Source organism: Streptomyces sp. NPDC028635, from assembly GCF_040637635.1.
GTDB lineage: Bacteria > Actinomycetota > Actinomycetes > Streptomycetales > Streptomycetaceae > Streptomyces.
Window position 1 is genome coordinate 64,939 of sequence record NZ_JBEZWX010000003.1, and the last position, 16,314, is coordinate 81,252.

Consider the following 16,314-nt stretch of genomic DNA (forward strand, 5'->3'; position numbering starts at 1 on the left):
CGCGCCACCCGCTCTTCTTCGAAGACCGCGTTGGTGCTCACTTGCTGTGCGCGTCACCGGGCTGGGAGGGTCGGTGGCACCAGGCCGAGGCGGACGCTGCTCAGGTGGTGGTGCTCTGCAGGAGGCGTTCTGCCTGTGCGGCCGCGACGCTGCAGGCGGCGCGCACGAAGGCAGCGACGGCCGGTGATCGGGCGTCCTGCGGCCAGGCGACCGCCAGGGTGGCGTCCGGGAGGTCGCTGACCGGGCGGTAGATGATCCCGGATCGCGGATAGCGTCGGGCTACCGAGGCGGGCGCGAAGAACACGATGCTGCCTGTCTCGACGAGACTGAAGATCTCCGACAGGTTCGATGCCGGCCGCGCCTCCCCGCGCTGAGGGGCGTGCTCGACAGGCCGGCCGTGGTCGGCCGGTGAGCCGTCGGGGAGCTTGCGGCCGGCCAGGTCGTCCAGGCACAGCCGGGTGTGGGCGGCCAACGGATCGGCGGCGGCCAGGGCGACCAAGACCGGCTCTGTGAGCAGCGGCTCGCTGTCCAGGCCGCGGCTGTCGAAGGGGCACAGTACGAGTCCCACGTCAGCGAGGCCGTCGCGCAGTGCCTGCGGCTGTTCGCCGAACCCTCCGAGGACCAGCTCGGCCGGCAGGGACGCGTCGTCGGCGCCGTAGGTGTCAAGGATTTGCGGCAGCAGACCACCGTCGACGTCTGCTTTGAGGGCGACCCGCAGCCGCGGCGACGCACTGCCTGCCTGCCTGGCCCGGTGAGCGGCGGCGGTGACCGCCTCCAGGGCGGTACGGGCATCGCGCAGCAGGACCTCCCCGGCCGCGGTGAGCTTCACCTGCCGGGTGGTCCGCTCGAACAGCGACACACCGAGCTGCCGCTCGATGTCCCGGATGGTGCGGGACAGAGGGGGCTGCGCCATGCCCAACCTGGCGGCGGCGCGTCCGAAGTGCAGTTCCTCCGCGACCGCGACGAAGTACCGCAGCTGGCGCACCTCAAGGTCATTCATATCCTCAGGGTATCAATGGCGACCAGGTCGGTCCTTCAGCTGCACTTTCGCGCCAGGTTGACTGTGAAGCAATCGGCACGGCCTCGGGGTGCCGCCGTCGACCGTCTTTCACGGAGGAATTCATGATCGTCATCACCACACCGACCGGCGATATCGGCCGACAGGTCGTGGACCGTGTCCTGGAGGGCGGCGAGCCGGTCCGTGTGATCGTCCGTGACCCCTCCCGGCTGCCGGCGCACGTGCGCGCACGGGCCGAGGTGGTTGAGGGCTCCCACGCCGACGCCGACACGATCACGAGGGCGCTCAAGGGTGCCGACGGGATGTTCTGGCTCGTGCCGCCGGCCGGATTCCACGATGCCGGCAGCGCACGGAGTCACTACCTGGAGTTCACCCGGTCCGTCTGCCGGGAAGCCGCAGCCCGGGGCGTGCGGGTGGTGGGCGTCACCTCTCTGGGCCGCGGGTACCAGGGCGAGGCCGGACTCCTGTCGGCCGCGCTGGCCATGGACGAGCTGATCGAGGCCAGCGGCGTTCCCTACCGGGCGCTGGCCCTGCCGTTCTTCATGGAGAATCTGCTCCGCCAGGCCCCGGCGATCAAGGAACACGGGACATTCTCCATGGCGAACGCCGCAGACCGGCCGCTGCCGACCGTCGCCACCCGGGACGTCGCCGCCGCCGCGGCAGCGCTTCTCCTCGACAGCTCCTGGAGCGGGCAGGCCCGAGTCCCCCTGGCCGGCCCCGACAATCTGACCCCCGACGCCATGGCCGAGGTCATCTCCGACACCCTGGGCCGCACCGTCCGGTACCACCAGATCCCGCTGTCGGACTTCCGGACCGCGATGGTGCAGCGCGGCGCCAGCCCGGCATTCGCCCAGGACATGGCGGCCATGGTTGAGGCGCAGAACAACGGGATCTACGACACCGAACCCCGCAACCCGGGCTCCGCCGCTGCCACCGGTTTCCGCCAGTGGTGCCAGGACACCCTCAAGCTGGACACCCGGCCCTGACATCACGCTGATCAGCGTGCGGTGCAGCGCAGGAACGCACTGCCCCGCACGGCGATGGCGGCGGTCGGCGCCGAACCGGTTACCCACTCCAACCCCGCAGTCTTACGGCATTGACAGCCTGGCCGGGCGCCGTTCAGGACGGGGGCGAGCAGCACGGCGGCCGGTGTGAGCAGCAGCAGGGGCACGGAGGGCCGATACAAGGGCAGGTCAACGGGAGGCTAGAAGGCCGTCCACCAGGGCTCGCAGCCCGTCCTGGTAGGTGTCCTCAGCGGTCAGTGGTGACCAGCGGTCCGCGACCTGCGCCAAGCGGGGTAGCTCGCTTGGGTCGAGCTCTGCGAAGACCCGCTCGCGGTAGGTGGGGCGGTCGTCGTCTGTGCGCCTGCGGGCGGCTGTCGCACGGACCACGATTTCTCCGGCCGTGTAGTACCAGATCGCGCGATAGCCGTGTACGGCCCGCTCGGGGGTCAGCCCGCATGCGACCAGGCCATCGACGATCTGCTCGACGAACCACAGGGCGGATGTGGCCATCAGATCGTCGGCGGTCAGCACCTGAACGATCCAGGGGCAGGCTGCGAGTGCCTCGTGGATCGAGGCGGCGGCAACGACGATCCGCTCGCGAGGCTGAGCGGGCAGTTCGGGTCGGTGCAGCGTCCGCGCGGCGTAGTCGTCCAGCAGCAGGACGAGCAGTTCTTCCTTGTTGCGGACGTGGTGGTAGAGCGCCATCGGCGTACTGCCGATCTCCGTGGCCAGCCGCCGCATGGTCAGCCTGTCCACGCCTTCCGCGTCCACGATACGACGGGCTGTTGTGACGACCTCCTCGCGGGAGATGCGGGGAGGTCGGCCGAGGGTTTTGCGCGGTGCGGACGGTTGCGGCATGCCCTCATCATCCCCCAGGTGTCGACAAGGCCGATCCCTTGGCGCTACTTTCCTTACATGTATAAAAACTCGCGAGGGCGCCCCGGAACGGTGCTGGCAGCCGCAGCCGTCGCCCAGTTCGCCGTCGCCCTGGACTTATCCGTGGTCAACGTCGCCCTGCCCGCGATCCGTACCGCGCTGGGGTTCGCACCGCTGGACCTGTCGTGGGTCGTGCACGTCTACGCGCTCACGCTGGGCGGATTCCTGCTGCTGGGAGGCCGCGCGTGTGACCTCTACGGCCGACGGCGGTTGTTTGTGCTCGGCTTGGCCGTCTTCGGACTGTGCTCACTGGCCGGCGGGCTCGCCCAGGCGCCCTGGCAACTGATCGCCGCGCGCGCCGGCCAGGGTCTGGGGGCCGCCGCGGCCACCCCGGCCACGCTGGCGATGCTCACCACCGCCTTCCCCGAGGGCCCGCAGCGCGTGCGCGCGCTCGGGGTGTGGAGTGGGGTGAACGCCGCGGGCGGAGCGCTGGGCGTGCTGGCGGGTGGGCTGCTGACCCAGTACGCGGGCTGGCGCTGGGTGATGCTGATCAATCTTCCCATCGTCGTGGTGGCTCTCGCGCTGGTCCGCGCAGGCGTGCCCGCCGAAGCGCGTCCGGCCCGAAGCGAGCGGCTGGATGCGCTCGGCGCCGTCCTGGCCACCGGTGGAGTCGGGCTGCTGGTGACCGGAGTCGTGCGCACCGACGCCGAAGGATGGGACTCCCCGGCCACATGGACGATGCTCGTCGCCGCAGCCATCCTCCTGGTTGCCTTCGTCGTCACCGAATCCAGGGCTTCCGCACCATTGTTGCGCCTCGGCATGCTGCGCAACCGCTGGGTCGCCGGCGCCAACGTGCTGGTCTTCTTCTCCACGGCCGGGCAGTTCGCGGCGTTCTACTTCGTGTCCTTGTACATGCAGCAGGTTCTGGGCATGAGTGCCGCGGCAACCGGTGCCGCGTTCCTGCCCTTTTCCGCAAGCCTGGTCGCGGGCAGCATCGTCGCGACCCGCGTCACCGCGGCACGCACCCCCCGTGCGTCGCTGGTGCCCGGCGCCCTCCTCGCCACCGCGGGCCTGGCCTGGTTCACCCGCATCAGCCCCGACGGCGGCTTCCTCACCGACGTGCTCGGCCCCTGCATCGTCACCGGCATCGGCGTCGGACTGGTCATCGCCCCTACCGTCGCCGCCGCAACCACCGACGTCGCCTCCCATGAGGCCGGCATGGCCTCCGGCCTCATGAACAGCTCCCGCCAACTCGGCGGCTGCATCGGCTTGGCCGCCCTCGCCACCATCGCCGCACACCGCACCGGCGCGGCCACCGGCCCCGCCGCGCTCAACGACGGCTACGCCCTGGGCCTTGCCGTCGCCGCCGCCCTCTTCGTGATCGCGGCGATCGTGGCGATCGGTGTGCTGCCCCGCCGCCGGACCGAAACACCTGGTCCACGACCTGCCACCCCCGCAGAGAACCGACTGGAAGGAACGCCTTCATGACGACGACTCCCCTCTCACCCGTGGATCTGTTCGCCGCGGCGCTGCACATCCACCCCGACGGCGACGTCCGAGCCGCCGAACGGCGGATGACAAGCAACGAATCGGGCGCCTGGCAGCTCGCGACATTTCACGTGGAGACCGACGCCGACGTTCACGCAGACCACTGGGAGATGCACCCGCAGGCCGAGGAGGCGGTGTGCTGCCTGACCGGCGGTATCCGCCTCTACTTCCGTCCCGCCAGGCCCGACGACACCGAGGAAATGGTGCAGTTGCAGCCGGGCACCGCCGTGATCGTCCCCCGCGGCCGCTGGCACCGCCTTGAGCTCGACGCCCCCAGCGACCTCATGTCGATCACCCTTCGCGACGGCACCCGCCTCGAAAAACGCACCGGCACTCGCTGACAGCGGGGTGGCCCGGCCGGGTCTACCGCCGGGCCACCCCATGGCACGGTGACTCTTCGCCCGTACGCCATCCGTGCGAGGCGAGATGACAGCCGCCGTCGCGGCGGGAGCGATCGCTGCCCGGCCACCCGTGCCGCCGAGCCGATCCGGCACCCGCCGCGGCCAGGCCTGACTGCTGTCTTCACCTCGACCGGTCCGACGTATCGGTAACTCCGCCCCGCGTCCTGATGGGCTGCGGCCGAGGACATGGTCCGTGGTCTTCACGCGACCCGTGTCCCCTCCAACGCCTCGGGCGAGGGACTGGACGGCGGCTTCGCCTGATCCGTCAGGGCGGGGTAGTCGTTGTAGCCGGTGGCTCCGCCCACATACATGAAGTACCGGTCCCGGACCGGGTTGAGCGGTGCTCCGAGGCGGAGGCGGGTGACCAGGTCGGGGTTGGCGAGGAAGGGGCGGCCGAGCGCGACCAGGTCGGCGCCGCCCGCCAGCATCTCCCGTGTGGCCCGGGTGACGGCCTGCGTGGTCAGGCCGGTCAGGTCGGGGTTGCCGATCAGGATGCCGGGCCAGTCGGCGCGGATCCGCCGGTACCAGCCGGTCGCCGGGTCGGCGCGCACCAGGTGCAGATAGGCGAGGTCCAGCCCTTTGAGGTGGTCCAGGAGTGTGGCGTAGAGGCTGTCGGTGTCCTCTTCCAGGACACCGTTGACCGTGCTCGCCGGGGAGATACGGATGCCCACCCGGTCCGCGCCGATCGCATCGGCCACCGCCTCGGTCACCTCCGCTGCGAATCGCACCCGCCGCTGGACTGAGCCGCCGTAGCCGTCGGTGCGGCGGTTGGTGTTGTCCGCGAGGAACTGGTGCAGCAGCATCCCGTTGGCCGAATGCACCTCCACGCCCTCGAAGCCCGCGTCGACGGCCCGGCGTGCGGCGGCGGCGAAGTCGGTGATCGTGGCCCGGATGTCGTCGGTCGTCATCGCGTGCGGGACGGCGGCCTGCCGGTGGCCCTGTGGGGTGAAGATCGTCTCCGGCAGCGGGACAGGGGAGGGTGCGAGGGGCGTGAGGCCGGTGGTCGCCGGGTGGCTGACCCGGCCGCCGTGCTGGAGTTGCAGGAACATCCGTCCGCCGGCCGCGCGGACCGCATCGGTGACCCGCCGCCATCCTGCGGCGTGCCGGTCGGTGTAGATCGCGGTGATGTCGGGGTACGTCTGTCCGGCCTGGTTGGGCGTCGAGCCCTCGGCGATGATCAGCCCGGCAGAAGCCCGCTGAGCGTAATGGGTGACCATCAGGTCCGTCGGGGTACCGTCGACCGTCGCACGGTTGCGGGTGAGTGGGGCCATCACGAGGTGGTTGGGGAGGGCGAGCCGGCCGAGCCGGGCGGGGGCGAGGAAGTCGGTTGTGCGCGTCATGCCGGCACGGTAGAACTTGACATTGATGTGAGGTTCAAGCCCTCTTCTGTCGGAGGCCGACATGCGGATCGGTGAACTGGCCCGGCGCACCGGCGTGAGCGAGCGGTCGCTGCGCTATTACGAGACCCAGGGGCTGCTCACCGCCGAGCGCACCCCGGGCGGGCACCGCGACTACCCGGAGACGGCCGTCGACCGGGTCATCCGCATCCAGGAGCTGTACGCGGCCGGGCTGCACAGCGAGAAGATCCGGCAGTTGCTGCCCTGCATGCGCGACCGGGACGGCGGGCCCTCCGCGATCGCCACTCCCCGTCTGGTGCAGGATCTGAGCGCCGAACGCGACCGGATCGACCGCATGATCGCCGACCTGCGCCGTTCCCGGGAGACCCTGGACGAGGTCATCCGCACGGCCCGGAACGCCTGACCGGCTGTCCTCCGGACCGGCTCGTGCCGGGACGCCGGACCACTCCTCCGGACCGGCTTCTGCCGGGACGGCGGAGTGCCGGGGGCGCGGTGCCGGGCGCGGTGCCGGGGGCGCGATGCCGAGGCGCCCGTATGGCCGTCGAGAGAATGTGCGCGGGGATGTCGATCCAGCCAGGCTCTGTACGACGCAGGGGTGAGAGAACGACATCAGCACGAGAGGCGAAGGCCATGCCGAAGGTCCGCGTACACAACGTGACGATCTCCCTCGACGGCTTCGCGGCCGGCGCGAACCAGCGACTGGACGCCCCGTTCGGCGACGGTGTCGGCTGGGGTGACGACCTGCACAACTGGTTGGTCTCCGCGGGGGCGGATTTCGCCGCGGGGAAGACCGGAATCGACGTCGACTACTTCGCCCGCGGCGAGCACAACATCGGCGCCACGATCATGGGGCGGAACATGTTCGGCCCGCAGCGCGGGCCGTGGGAGGACGAGTCCTGGAAGGGCTGGTGGGGCGACAACCCGCCCTACCACCATGACGTTTTCGTCCACACCCACCATCTGCGCCCGACGCTGGAGATGGCCGGTGGAACGACCTTCCACTTCACCGACGAGCCGCTGGAGACGGTGCTCCAGCGCGCGTTCGACGCCGCGGGCGGCAAAGACGTCCGGATCGGCGGCGGCGCGGCGGTCATCCAGCAGTATCTGCATGCCGGGCTGATCGACGAGTTCCACGTCGTGATCGCGCCGCTGCTCATCGGGCGCGGGGAGCGGCTGTTCGACAGTCTGGCTTACGGGATCGACGGCTACCGGGTGTCCGAGCTGGTCGGCTCGCCGACCGTCACGCACGCGGTGCTGGTCCGCCGCTGATACGGGGCCAGGGTTCGCGGAGGTGAGTGTGCTGCCGTGCTCACCTCGGCGGACGGCGTATCGCGCGACGTTGCGGACACCGCTCCCCCAAGCCGGCGACCGTCAGACTTCGTTCGCCGGCGCCTCCCACCGACAGGGCACGGCTTCTGATCACGCTGCGGGTGGAAGCTGCTCGCGCACCCATCTGGGATCGGGGTTGGTGTGCGGCCGGCCGGCCACTATGACGGTCGGCACGGTCTCATTGCCGTCATTGGCTGCCCGCACTGCTGCGGCTCCTGCTGGGTCACGCCAGATGTCGACCCAGTGCAGCCGGCGGGCGCTGCGTCCCAGCCGGATGCGCAGTCGCATGCAGTACGTGCAGCCCGGCCGCCAGAAGACGACCGGTCGGCCGTCGGCCGCGCTGCGGGCTTGTGCCTCCAGCGCGCTGATCGACCGCGGGAAGATCAGGGGTGAGTGCACGACCGCGAGCACCACAAACACCGGGAGGAGTGCAGCGGCTGCGTCGGCGTTCCCCTTGAAGATCAGGCTCGTCGCGACAGCTGAGCCGCAGAGCACGAACAGCACAGGCAAGATCCAGGCGCGCCTCATGGTGACGCAGGCTATCGAGAAGCTGACATGCTCCTCGAACCTGGGGTTGTCCCGTGACCACGCCAGCATTCGTACAACGACCGCCGCAGCGCGACGGCCGACCCGGCGCCCGGACCAGCTTGCACCGCTGGCTCTCCTACGGCAGGCAGGGCGGCGGGCGCGGTTCACCGCGGGCACCGTTGTCACACAGCGGGCGTCACGGGTGCCGCGTCTTCCCCCGGGCGCTCGGCGGGGTCGTGGACGAAGGCGTGCGCGGCCGCCAGCTCGGCGCGGTTCGCCGCCTCGACCGCCTGCAGGAAATCGTAGGCGTCCGCGCCGATCGGTACGCGCAGTGGTGCCGTGGGCGACGCCACCAGGCGCAGGACGTGGTGGGCGAAAACCTCGGGCCGGCTCAGCCCTGGGTTGTCGGGCATGCCCCGCAGGCCCGCCTCGACGTCTCCCGTGCTCTGCGCGTAGGCCTGGATGCGGCCGGCGGCCTCGGCCAGCGAGGTGCCGTAGTGGGTGGCGAAACCGCCGGGCTCGACGGCGTGCACCCGGATACCGAAGGGCGCGACCTCCGCCGCCAGAGCCTGACTCATGCCTTCCAGCGCGTACTTGCCCGCCACATAGGCCGACAGGCCCGGCAGCCCCATCCGTCCGGCGATCGAGGAGACGTTGACGATGTGCCCGAAGCCCTGGCGGCGCATCAGGGGCAGGACCAAGCGGGTGAGCCGCCACGGCGCGACAGTCAAAACCTCCAGCTGCGCGCGTAGTTCGGCGTCGGACACCTCCTCGACCGCGCCGAACAGCCCTGCCCCGGCGTTGTTCACCAGCACGTCGACGCCGCCGAAGCGGTCGACCGCGTGGGCGACCGCCGCCTCGCACTGGTCGGCGTCACACACGTCCAGAGCCACCGCCGAGACCCGGTCCGGGTACCGGTCAGCCAGGTCACTCAGGGTGGCGGGTCTGCGGGCGGTGGCGACCACCCGGTCGCCGACTTCCGCGGCGGCGCCTGCCAGCGCCCGCCCGAGTCCTGAAGAGCACCCCGTCACCAGCCATCGCCGCGTCATGCGTCCCCCGGTCGCCGTGTCCGTGACCGCGGCCGTCAGCCGCGCAGCGCGATGATGGCAGCATCATGTTCAGGCCAGTAGAGGCGCGCGGAAGCACAGGCGGCGCGCATTCAGCCGCATCGGACAGCCCCGTGCTCCGTGACGTGCGCCGCACGGGTCAGGAACTTGTCGCAAGCGGGCCGGTCTGCCCCTTCGGGGCCCGGCTGGGCTGCCGGTCGTGGTCATCGCGTGGGCCGGTAATAGGACGCTACGGGATCACGGGCCTCCTGGTGGAGGGCCGGACCGTCGTGCGGCACGGTCGGCCAGGCGCCCGACGGGGGGTTGATCGCGACGAGTTGCTCGGTCGACAGGGCGTAGACGACCCGGCCGATGCCGGAGCGGACGATGCCGCCTTCGCACATGCCGCATGGCTGGCAGCTGGTGTACAGGGTGGTTCGGACGGCGATGTCCGGGTCGAGTTCGCGGGCCGCCCAGCGGGCGATCTTGAGTTCGGGGTGGGCGGTGATGTCGTCGTCCCGCCGGACCGTGTTGTGGGCCTCCGCGAGCACGGTGCCGTCCGGCCCGGCCAGGAGTGATCCGTACGGCGCGTCGCCCAGGATGACGGCGTGGGCGGCGATGCCGATGGCTCGCCGCAGAAGGGCCTCGTCGGCCGAGGTGATCATGATCGAGTGCTCCAGTGAGTGGCCACAAGGGTCAGTGCCCGCCATGCCGCGTCTGGCCGACGTGTTTCTTCCGGGTCCCCGTGGTAGGGGTCCAGTACGACGGTGTCGGCGCCCAGCAGGCGCAACTGGTCGAGGTCGTCGAGGATTTGCTCGACGGTGCCGACGCCGGCGGCCCGGTCGGAGGCGTCGACCGGTGCGCCGGTGATACGCAGGGCGATGCGGGGCGCGAATGCCGGCAGCGTGTGCCGTCGCAAGGACGCGCGCATGTGGGCGACGGACAGGCGCAGCGGATGCCAGGCGTCACCGAATCTCACGGCGCGCCGCAAAGCCGCCTCACTGTGGCCGCCGATCCACACAGGAACGTCGCCCTCCTGGCGCCCCGCGTTCCTGGCCTCCCGCAGGATGCCAAGACACTCGTCCGTCAGCCGGCCACGTGCCGTGAACGGTACGCCCAGGGCCTCGAATTCCTGCCGGGCCCAGCCCACGCCCACGCCGAGGACGAAGCGACCGCCGCTCAGCTGATGGAGGTTGGCGGCCATGCGGGCCACCAGCAGGGGGTGGCGGTACGGCAGGACGAGCACGGTCGTACCCAGCCGCACCCTGGTGGTGAGACCGGCCAGCCACGACAAGGTGGTGAACGGCTCGTAGAACGGCTCCGGATACCGCTCGGCCACGTCCGGGGTGACCGCCACATGGTCCGACACCATGAGGGCGCCCAAGCCGAGCCCTTCGGCGTGCCGCGCCCATTCACGCAGGATGCCGGGGTCGGTTCCCGGGCCGAAGTTCGGTACGTTTACGCCCAGTTGCATGACTCGAGGCTATCCCGGCAATCATGGCGCAGGGAACTCACTTCTCGCTGTTCAGCTGCTGATTCTCCGTGAATTTGCTGGTAGTTTCGCCGCATGGCCGGCAATCTTGACCACGTCGACTGGGCGATCATCGAGCAGCTGCAACGAGAGGCCCGCGTCTCTCTCAGCGAGCTGGGCCGCCGCGTGAACCTCAGCCCATCGGCCACCACCGAACGCGTCCGCAATCTGGAGGCCTCGGGCGTCATCACGGGCTACCGCGCCGAGATCGACCTGGCCAAGGTCGGCTATCCCGTCCTCGCCGTCGTCAGCCTCAAATACCCGGGCAACCGCCACGAGCCCCTGCGCCGCCTGCTGGCCGAACGCCGCGAGATCCTGGAGTGCCTGCGCACCACCGGCAACGACTGCTACACCCTCAAGGTGGCCGCGACCTCCATGGCACACCTGGAGACCCTCATGGACGAACTCGCCGGCTTCGGCAGTACCACGACGAGCGTCGTCTACAGCCAGACTCTCCCCTACCGCGGCCCCGTCTCCCCGACCTAGCTCCTCCGCTCAAGGGCCGCCGCGCGAGGCGGCCCTCCCTCCGCGGGGCGGGCTCGCCACCCGCGGAATCGTCGAAGTGGCTGGTGCCGCTCTCGGCGGGACGCGGAGGAGCACCGCTAGGACGTGGTTGCTGATGTGGGAGCGAGTCGACCGCTACGGCCAGATCCGGACCCGCACGAGCTGCGGGTCCTCCCCCACCACGAGCATCCGGGTCATGAGTGTGTGCGCCTCTTGTCGTGCCGTAGGAAGCCGGCGGTGCCGGGGCATCCCCCGGCACCCCGGCACCCCGGCACCCCGGCACCCCGGCACCCCGGCACCCGCGACGGTCACGTCAGGCTGTCACGTCCCGGCCGTGAGGTTCCGCAGCGCGATGTTCAGTTCCAGGACGTTGACCTGCGGGTCGCCGATGAAGCCGAGGGTGCGGCCCTGCGTGTGGTCCTCGACCAGTTTCTCCACCACGGCGACGCTGAGACGGTTGCGCGCGGCGACCCTGTGCACCTGGAGGGCCGCGTACTGCGGGGAGATGGCCGGGTCGAGGCCGGAGCCGGAGGAGGTGACCGCGTCCGCCGGGACGTCGGACGGGTCCACCCTGTATCCGGGGACCGAATTGTCCCTCACGACCGCGGACTTGGCGTTCTCCACCTGCTGGATGAGGTCCTTGCTGTCCGCGGACAGGTTGGTGGCGCCGGACAGGATCAGCTTGTACCGCGTGTTCACGGTGTTGGTGCCGAGCCCGTTCGCCGGGCGACCCTGGAACCACCGCAGGTCCGGGTCCGCGGTGCGCTGTCCCTGCTTCAGCGGCAGGTTGTACGACTGCCCGATCAGGGAGGAGCCGACGACTCTGCCGTCCGCCTGGATCTCGGAGCCGTTGGCCTTGTCGTGGAAGAGGCCCTGGGCGATGCCGGTGACGACCAGTGGGTAGATCACTCCGGTCACCAGGGTCAGCACGAGGAGGGCGCGCAGGCCCGCTCCCAGCAACCGGGCCGTGTTCACAAAGGAGGTGTTCATGTCCTTCACCCGATTCCGGGGATCGCAGAGATGAGCAGGTCGATGAGTTTGATGCCGATGAAGGGGGCGACGAGGCCACCGAGGCCGTAGATGCCGAGATTGCGGCGCAGCATCTTGTCGGCGCTCATCGGCCGGTAGCGCACGCCCTTCAGGGACAGCGGCACCAGCGCGATGATGATCAGCGCATTGAAGACGACCGCCGACAGGATCGCGGAGTCGGGCGAGGACAAGTGCATGATGTTCAGCTTGTCCAGGCCGGGATAGACGGCGGCGAACAGCGCCGGGATGATCGCGAAGTACTTCGCGACGTCGTTGGCGATGGAGAACGTGGTCAACGCGCCCCGGGTGATCAGGAGTTGCTTGCCGATCTCGACGATCTCGATGAGCTTGGTCGGGTTGGAGTCGAGGTCGACCATGTTGCCGGCCTCCTTGGCGGCCGAGGTCCCGGTGTTCATGGCCACGCCGACGTCGGCCTGGGCGAGGGCCGGGGCGTCGTTGGTGCCGTCGCCGGTCATCGCGACGAGCTTGCCGCCGGCCTGTTCCCGTTTGATGAGGGCCATCTTGTCCTCGGGGGTGGCCTCGGCGAGGAAGTCGTCGACGCCGGCCTCTTCGGCGATGGCCTTGGCGGTCAGCGGGTTGTCGCCGGTGATCATGACGGTCTTGATGCCCATGCGGCGCAGTTCCTCGAACCGCTCCCGCATGCCGTTCTTGACGACGTCCTTGAGGTGGATGACCCCCAGGACGCGGGCGCCCCGCTCGTCGTCCACCGCGACCAGCAGCGGGGTTCCCCCTGCCTGCGATATCCGGTCGGTGAGTTCCTGGGCGTCGTCGGCGACTTCGCCGCCGCGCTCCTGCACCCAGGCGACGACGGAGGCGGCGGCGCCCTTGCGGATCCGGCGGCCGTCGATGTCGACGCCCGACATGCGCGTCTGGGCGGTGAACTCGATCCACTCGGCGTGCGCCAGCTCGCCCTGGTGACGCTCGCGCAGGCCGTAGTTCTCCTTCGCCAGGACGACGATGGAGCGTCCCTCGGGTGTCTCGTCGGCCAGCGAGGAGAGCTGGGCCGCGTCGGCCACCTCCGCCTCGGTGGTGCCGCGCACCGGTACGAACTCGGCGGCCTGCCGGTTGCCCAGGGTGATGGTGCCGGTCTTGTCGAGCAGCAGCGTGGAGACGTCACCGGCGGCTTCGACCGCGCGCCCGGACATGGCCAGGACGTTGCGCTGGACGAGGCGGTCCATGCCGGCGATGCCGATCGCGGAGAGCAGCGCGCCGATCGTGGTCGGGATCAGGCAGACCAGCAGGGCCACCAGCACGACCATCGTCAGGTGCGTGCCCGCGTAGCCGGCGAACGGCGGCAGCGTGGCGCAGGCCAGCAGGAACACGATCGTCAGGGACGCGAGCAGGATGTTCAGGGCGATCTCGTTGGGCGTCTTCTGCCGTGCGGCACCCTCGACCAGGTTGATCATCCGGTCGATGAAGGTCTCACCCGGCTTGGTCGTGATCTTGATGACGATCCGGTCGGAGAGCACCTTGGTGCCACCCGTGACGGCGCTGCGGTCACCGCCGGACTCACGGATGACCGGGGCGGACTCGCCGGTGATCGCGGACTCGTCCACGGACGCCACGCCGTCGACGACGTCGCCGTCACCGGGGATGACGTCACCGGCCTCGCAGACCACCAGGTCACCGATCTTCAGGTCGATGCCGGGCACCTGCTCCTCCGAGCCGTCACGCCCGAGCCGCCGCGCGACCGTGTCCGTCTTGGCCTTGCGCAGTGTGTCGGCCTGGGCCTTGCCGCGCCTCTCGGCGACCGCCTCCGCCAGGTTGGCGAAGATCACGGTCAGCCACAGCCAGGCGCTGATGGTCCAGCCGAACCAGTCCCCCGGGTCCTTCAAGGAGAACACCGTCGTCAGCACCGAGCCGACGAGGACGACGAACATCACCGGTGACTTGACCATCACCCGCGGATCGAGCTTGCGGAAGGCGTCGGGCAGGGACGTGAGGAGTTGCCCCGGATCGAAGAGGCCCGCTCCGACACGGCCCTCGGACGGGCTGTGACCGGTGGGGACGTCGCTGTGCGGCGCCCGGGTGGGAGTGGCTGTGGACATGGAGTCCTCTGACTTCTCTGTCTGCTCGGTCTTCTCGGTACGGGTGGTCATCACGCCAGTCCTTCGGCGAGCGGGCCCAGCGCGAGGGCGGGGAAGTACGTGAGACCGGTGATGATGAGGATCGCGCCGACCAGCAGGCCGGTGAACAGTGGCTTCTCGGTGCGCAGGGTGCCTGCGGTGACCGGGATCGGTCGTTGCCCGGCGAGCGAACCGGCCAGCGCGAGGACGAACACCATCGGCAGGAAGCGGCCGAGCAGCATCGCGAGTCCGGTCATGGTGTTGAACCAGTCGGTGTTCGCGTTCAGGCCGGCGAAGGCCGAACCGTTGTTGTTCGACGCGGAGGTGAAGGCGTACAGGACTTCGGAGAAGCCGTGCGCACCGGAGTTCAGCGTGGAGTGCGGCGGAGTCGGCAGCGCCATCGAAGCCGCCGTGAAGACCAGTACCAGCGCCGGGGTGATCAGGATGTAGGCGGCGGCCAGTTTCATCTCCCGCGCGCCGATCTTCTTGCCCAGGTACTCCGGCGTACGGCCGACCATCAGCCCGGCGATGAACACCGCGATGACCGCCATGATCAGCATGCCGTAGAGGCCGGAGCCGACGCCGCCGGGCGCGATCTCGCCCAGCATCATGCCGAGCATGGTGATGCCGCCGCCCAGTCCGGTGAAGGAGGAGTGGAAGGAGTCCACCGCGCCGGTCGATGTCAGCGTCGTGGTGACCGCGAAGATCGAGGAGCCGCCGATGCCGAAGCGGACCTCCTTGCCCTCCATCGCGCCGCCCGCTGCCTGGAGTGCCGGGCCGTGGTGGGCGAACTCGGTCCACATCATCAGGGCGACGAAGCCCAGCCAGATGGTGGCCATGGTGGCGAGGATGGCGTAACCCTGCTTCACCGAGCCGACCATGACGCCGAAGGTGCGGGTCAGGGAGAACGGGATGACGAGGATCAGGAAGATCTCGAGGAGGTTGGTGAACGGGGTGGGGTTCTCGAAGGGGTGGGCGGAGTTGGCGTTGAAGTAGCCGCCGCCGTTCGTGCCCAGTTCCTTGATGGCTTCCTGCGAGGCGACCGCACCGCCGTTGAACTGCTGTGTGCCGCCCATGAACTGGCCGACCTCGTGGATGCCGGAGAAGTTCTGCAGGACACCGCAGGCGACCAGGATCACTGCCGCCACGGCCGCGATCGGCAGCAGGATCCGCAGGGTGCCGCGCACCAGGTCGGACCAGAAGTTGCCGAGTTCACCGGTGCGTGAGCGGGCGAAGCCCCGGACCAGGGCGACCGCGACGGCCATGCCGACGGCCGCGGAGACGAAGTTCTGCACGGCGAGTCCGGCGGTCTGCACCACGTGCCCCATGGTCTGCTCGCCGTAGTAGGACTGCCAGTTGGTGTTGGTGACGAAGGAGACGGCCGTGTTGAACGACTGGGCCGGGTCGACCGAGGAGAAGTGCAGCGAGCCGGGCAGGACGCCCTGGAGCCGCTGGAGGAGGTAGAGGAAGAGGACACCGACGGCCGAGAAGGCGAGGACCGCGCGCAGGTAGGCGGGCCAGGTCATCTCGGTGTCGGGGTCGGCGCCGATGCCCTTGTAGATCCACTGCTCCACACGCAGATGCCGCTTGGAGGAGTAGACACGGGCCATGTAGGAGCCGAGAGGGATGTAGGCGAGGGCCAGTGCGCCCATGAGGGCGAGCAGCTGGAGCACGCCGGCCGGAACGGGACCCACGGCTCTCAGAACCTCTCCGGGAAGATCAGGGCGAGGACGAGATAACCCAGCAGGGAGGCGGCGACGACCAGGCCGACGACGTTTTCGACGGTCACAGCTTCGTCACCCCCTTGGCGACACAGGCCACCAGCGCGAATCCCGCGAGCACGGTGACGACGAAGGCCAGATCGGCCATCGCGAACTCCTGGAGTGAGGTTCGATTGAACGGACGACTAGAGGAAACCGCGTGTCCGACCGGTTCCGGTCGTCCGTTGACGGCTCTCTTACGGGGGCACGTACGGCTTTGACGGGTCTCTTACGGCCCTGTCCCGCACCGTCGCCGCCCTCAAATAGAAATGGATACCATTTTCATGTAACGTCT

General features: G+C 69.7%; 17 protein-coding genes. 6 read left to right on the plus strand and 11 right to left on the minus strand.

Annotated features, from left to right (window positions below):
• Nucleotides 1-100: 100 nt before the first annotated feature.
• Nucleotides 101-1,000, minus strand: a complete 900-nt coding sequence (locus AB0E88_RS04400) for a LysR substrate-binding domain-containing protein (RefSeq protein ID WP_361623570.1) — start codon at nucleotides 998-1,000, stop codon at nucleotides 101-103.
• A gap of 122 nt (nucleotides 1,001-1,122) precedes the next feature.
• On the opposite strand from AB0E88_RS04400, the gene AB0E88_RS04405 reads away from it, so the two are divergent.
• Nucleotides 1,123-2,004, plus strand: a complete 882-nt coding sequence (locus AB0E88_RS04405) for an NAD(P)H-binding protein (RefSeq protein WP_361623573.1) — start codon at nucleotides 1,123-1,125, stop codon at nucleotides 2,002-2,004.
• Between the two features lie 207 nt (nucleotides 2,005-2,211).
• Here the strand turns inward: AB0E88_RS04405 and AB0E88_RS04410 are convergent, their stop codons facing one another.
• Nucleotides 2,212-2,880, minus strand: a complete 669-nt coding sequence (locus tag AB0E88_RS04410) for a TetR/AcrR family transcriptional regulator C-terminal domain-containing protein (protein WP_361623576.1) — start codon at nucleotides 2,878-2,880, stop codon at nucleotides 2,212-2,214.
• Between the two features lie 57 nt (nucleotides 2,881-2,937).
• Between AB0E88_RS04410 and AB0E88_RS04415 the strand changes: the two genes are divergently transcribed.
• Together AB0E88_RS04415 and AB0E88_RS04420 are read left to right on the plus strand one after the other, a co-directional pair.
• Nucleotides 2,938-4,386 carry an MFS transporter gene (locus AB0E88_RS04415; RefSeq protein WP_361623579.1) on the plus strand — a complete coding sequence of 483 codons (1,449 nt, stop codon included), beginning with the start codon at nucleotides 2,938-2,940 and terminating at the stop codon, nucleotides 4,384-4,386.
• On the plus strand, nucleotides 4,383-4,787 hold the full coding sequence (locus tag AB0E88_RS04420) for a cupin (protein ID WP_361623582.1): 405 nt from the start codon (nucleotides 4,383-4,385) through the stop codon (nucleotides 4,785-4,787). Before AB0E88_RS04415 ends, AB0E88_RS04420 begins: the two co-directional genes overlap by 4 nt.
• A gap of 260 nt (nucleotides 4,788-5,047) precedes the next feature.
• Here AB0E88_RS04420 and AB0E88_RS04425 read toward each other — a convergent pair whose 3' ends face one another.
• The gene (locus AB0E88_RS04425) at nucleotides 5,048-6,187 is read right to left on the minus strand and encodes an alkene reductase (protein ID WP_361623585.1); all 1,140 of its coding nucleotides are present in this window, start codon (nucleotides 6,185-6,187) and stop codon (nucleotides 5,048-5,050) included.
• A gap of 61 nt (nucleotides 6,188-6,248) precedes the next feature.
• Between AB0E88_RS04425 and AB0E88_RS04430 the strand changes: the two genes are divergently transcribed.
• The gene (locus AB0E88_RS04430) at nucleotides 6,249-6,608 is read left to right on the plus strand and encodes a MerR family transcriptional regulator (protein WP_361623588.1); all 360 of its coding nucleotides are present in this window, start codon (nucleotides 6,249-6,251) and stop codon (nucleotides 6,606-6,608) included.
• Nucleotides 6,609-6,835: 227 nt separating this feature from the next.
• On the plus strand, nucleotides 6,836-7,474 hold the full coding sequence (locus AB0E88_RS04435; protein WP_361623591.1) for a dihydrofolate reductase family protein: 639 nt from the start codon (nucleotides 6,836-6,838) through the stop codon (nucleotides 7,472-7,474).
• Between the two features lie 150 nt (nucleotides 7,475-7,624).
• On the opposite strand, the gene AB0E88_RS04440 is transcribed toward AB0E88_RS04435, so the two are convergent.
• The 4 genes from AB0E88_RS04440 to AB0E88_RS04455 all read right to left on the minus strand — a co-directional run bounded on the left by AB0E88_RS04440 (nucleotide 7,625) and on the right by AB0E88_RS04455 (nucleotide 10,582).
• Nucleotides 7,625-8,062: a glutaredoxin domain-containing protein gene (locus AB0E88_RS04440; RefSeq protein WP_361623594.1), complete on the minus strand. Its 438-nt coding sequence runs from the start codon at nucleotides 8,060-8,062 to the stop codon at nucleotides 7,625-7,627.
• A gap of 182 nt (nucleotides 8,063-8,244) precedes the next feature.
• Nucleotides 8,245-9,111 carry an SDR family oxidoreductase gene (locus AB0E88_RS04445; RefSeq protein ID WP_361623597.1) on the minus strand — a complete coding sequence of 289 codons (867 nt, stop codon included), beginning with the start codon at nucleotides 9,109-9,111 and terminating at the stop codon, nucleotides 8,245-8,247.
• A gap of 221 nt (nucleotides 9,112-9,332) precedes the next feature.
• Complete coding sequence (locus AB0E88_RS04450) at nucleotides 9,333-9,773, minus strand: nucleoside deaminase (protein WP_361623600.1); 441 nt, start codon at nucleotides 9,771-9,773, stop codon at nucleotides 9,333-9,335.
• The gene (locus tag AB0E88_RS04455) at nucleotides 9,770-10,582 is read right to left on the minus strand and encodes an LLM class flavin-dependent oxidoreductase (RefSeq protein WP_361623603.1); all 813 of its coding nucleotides are present in this window, start codon (nucleotides 10,580-10,582) and stop codon (nucleotides 9,770-9,772) included. Before AB0E88_RS04455 ends, AB0E88_RS04450 begins: the two co-directional genes overlap by 4 nt.
• Nucleotides 10,583-10,675: 93 nt before the next feature.
• Here AB0E88_RS04455 and AB0E88_RS04460 point away from each other — a divergent pair, with 93 nt between their 5' ends.
• Complete coding sequence (locus AB0E88_RS04460; protein ID WP_361623606.1) at nucleotides 10,676-11,125, plus strand: Lrp/AsnC family transcriptional regulator; 450 nt, start codon at nucleotides 10,676-10,678, stop codon at nucleotides 11,123-11,125.
• A gap of 339 nt (nucleotides 11,126-11,464) precedes the next feature.
• On the opposite strand, the gene AB0E88_RS04465 is transcribed toward AB0E88_RS04460, so the two are convergent.
• Genes AB0E88_RS04465 through kdpF form a run of 4 tightly spaced genes read right to left on the minus strand, consistent with a single transcriptional unit; the run spans nucleotide 11,465 to nucleotide 16,048 of the window.
• On the minus strand, nucleotides 11,465-12,133 hold the full coding sequence (locus AB0E88_RS04465) for a potassium-transporting ATPase subunit C (protein ID WP_361623609.1): 669 nt from the start codon (nucleotides 12,131-12,133) through the stop codon (nucleotides 11,465-11,467).
• A 5-nt stretch (nucleotides 12,134-12,138) separates the two neighbouring features.
• On the minus strand, nucleotides 12,139-14,292 hold the full coding sequence (kdpB, locus tag AB0E88_RS04470; protein ID WP_361623612.1) for a potassium-transporting ATPase subunit KdpB: 2,154 nt from the start codon (nucleotides 14,290-14,292) through the stop codon (nucleotides 12,139-12,141).
• Nucleotides 14,292-15,953: a potassium-transporting ATPase subunit KdpA gene (kdpA, locus tag AB0E88_RS04475; RefSeq protein ID WP_361623615.1), complete on the minus strand. Its 1,662-nt coding sequence runs from the start codon at nucleotides 15,951-15,953 to the stop codon at nucleotides 14,292-14,294. The genes kdpB and kdpA overlap by 1 nt, the downstream gene beginning before the upstream one ends.
• Before the next feature lie 5 nt (nucleotides 15,954-15,958).
• The gene (gene kdpF, locus AB0E88_RS04480) at nucleotides 15,959-16,048 is read right to left on the minus strand and encodes a K(+)-transporting ATPase subunit F (RefSeq protein ID WP_361623618.1); all 90 of its coding nucleotides are present in this window, start codon (nucleotides 16,046-16,048) and stop codon (nucleotides 15,959-15,961) included.
• Between the last annotated feature and the right edge of the window lie 266 nt (nucleotides 16,049-16,314).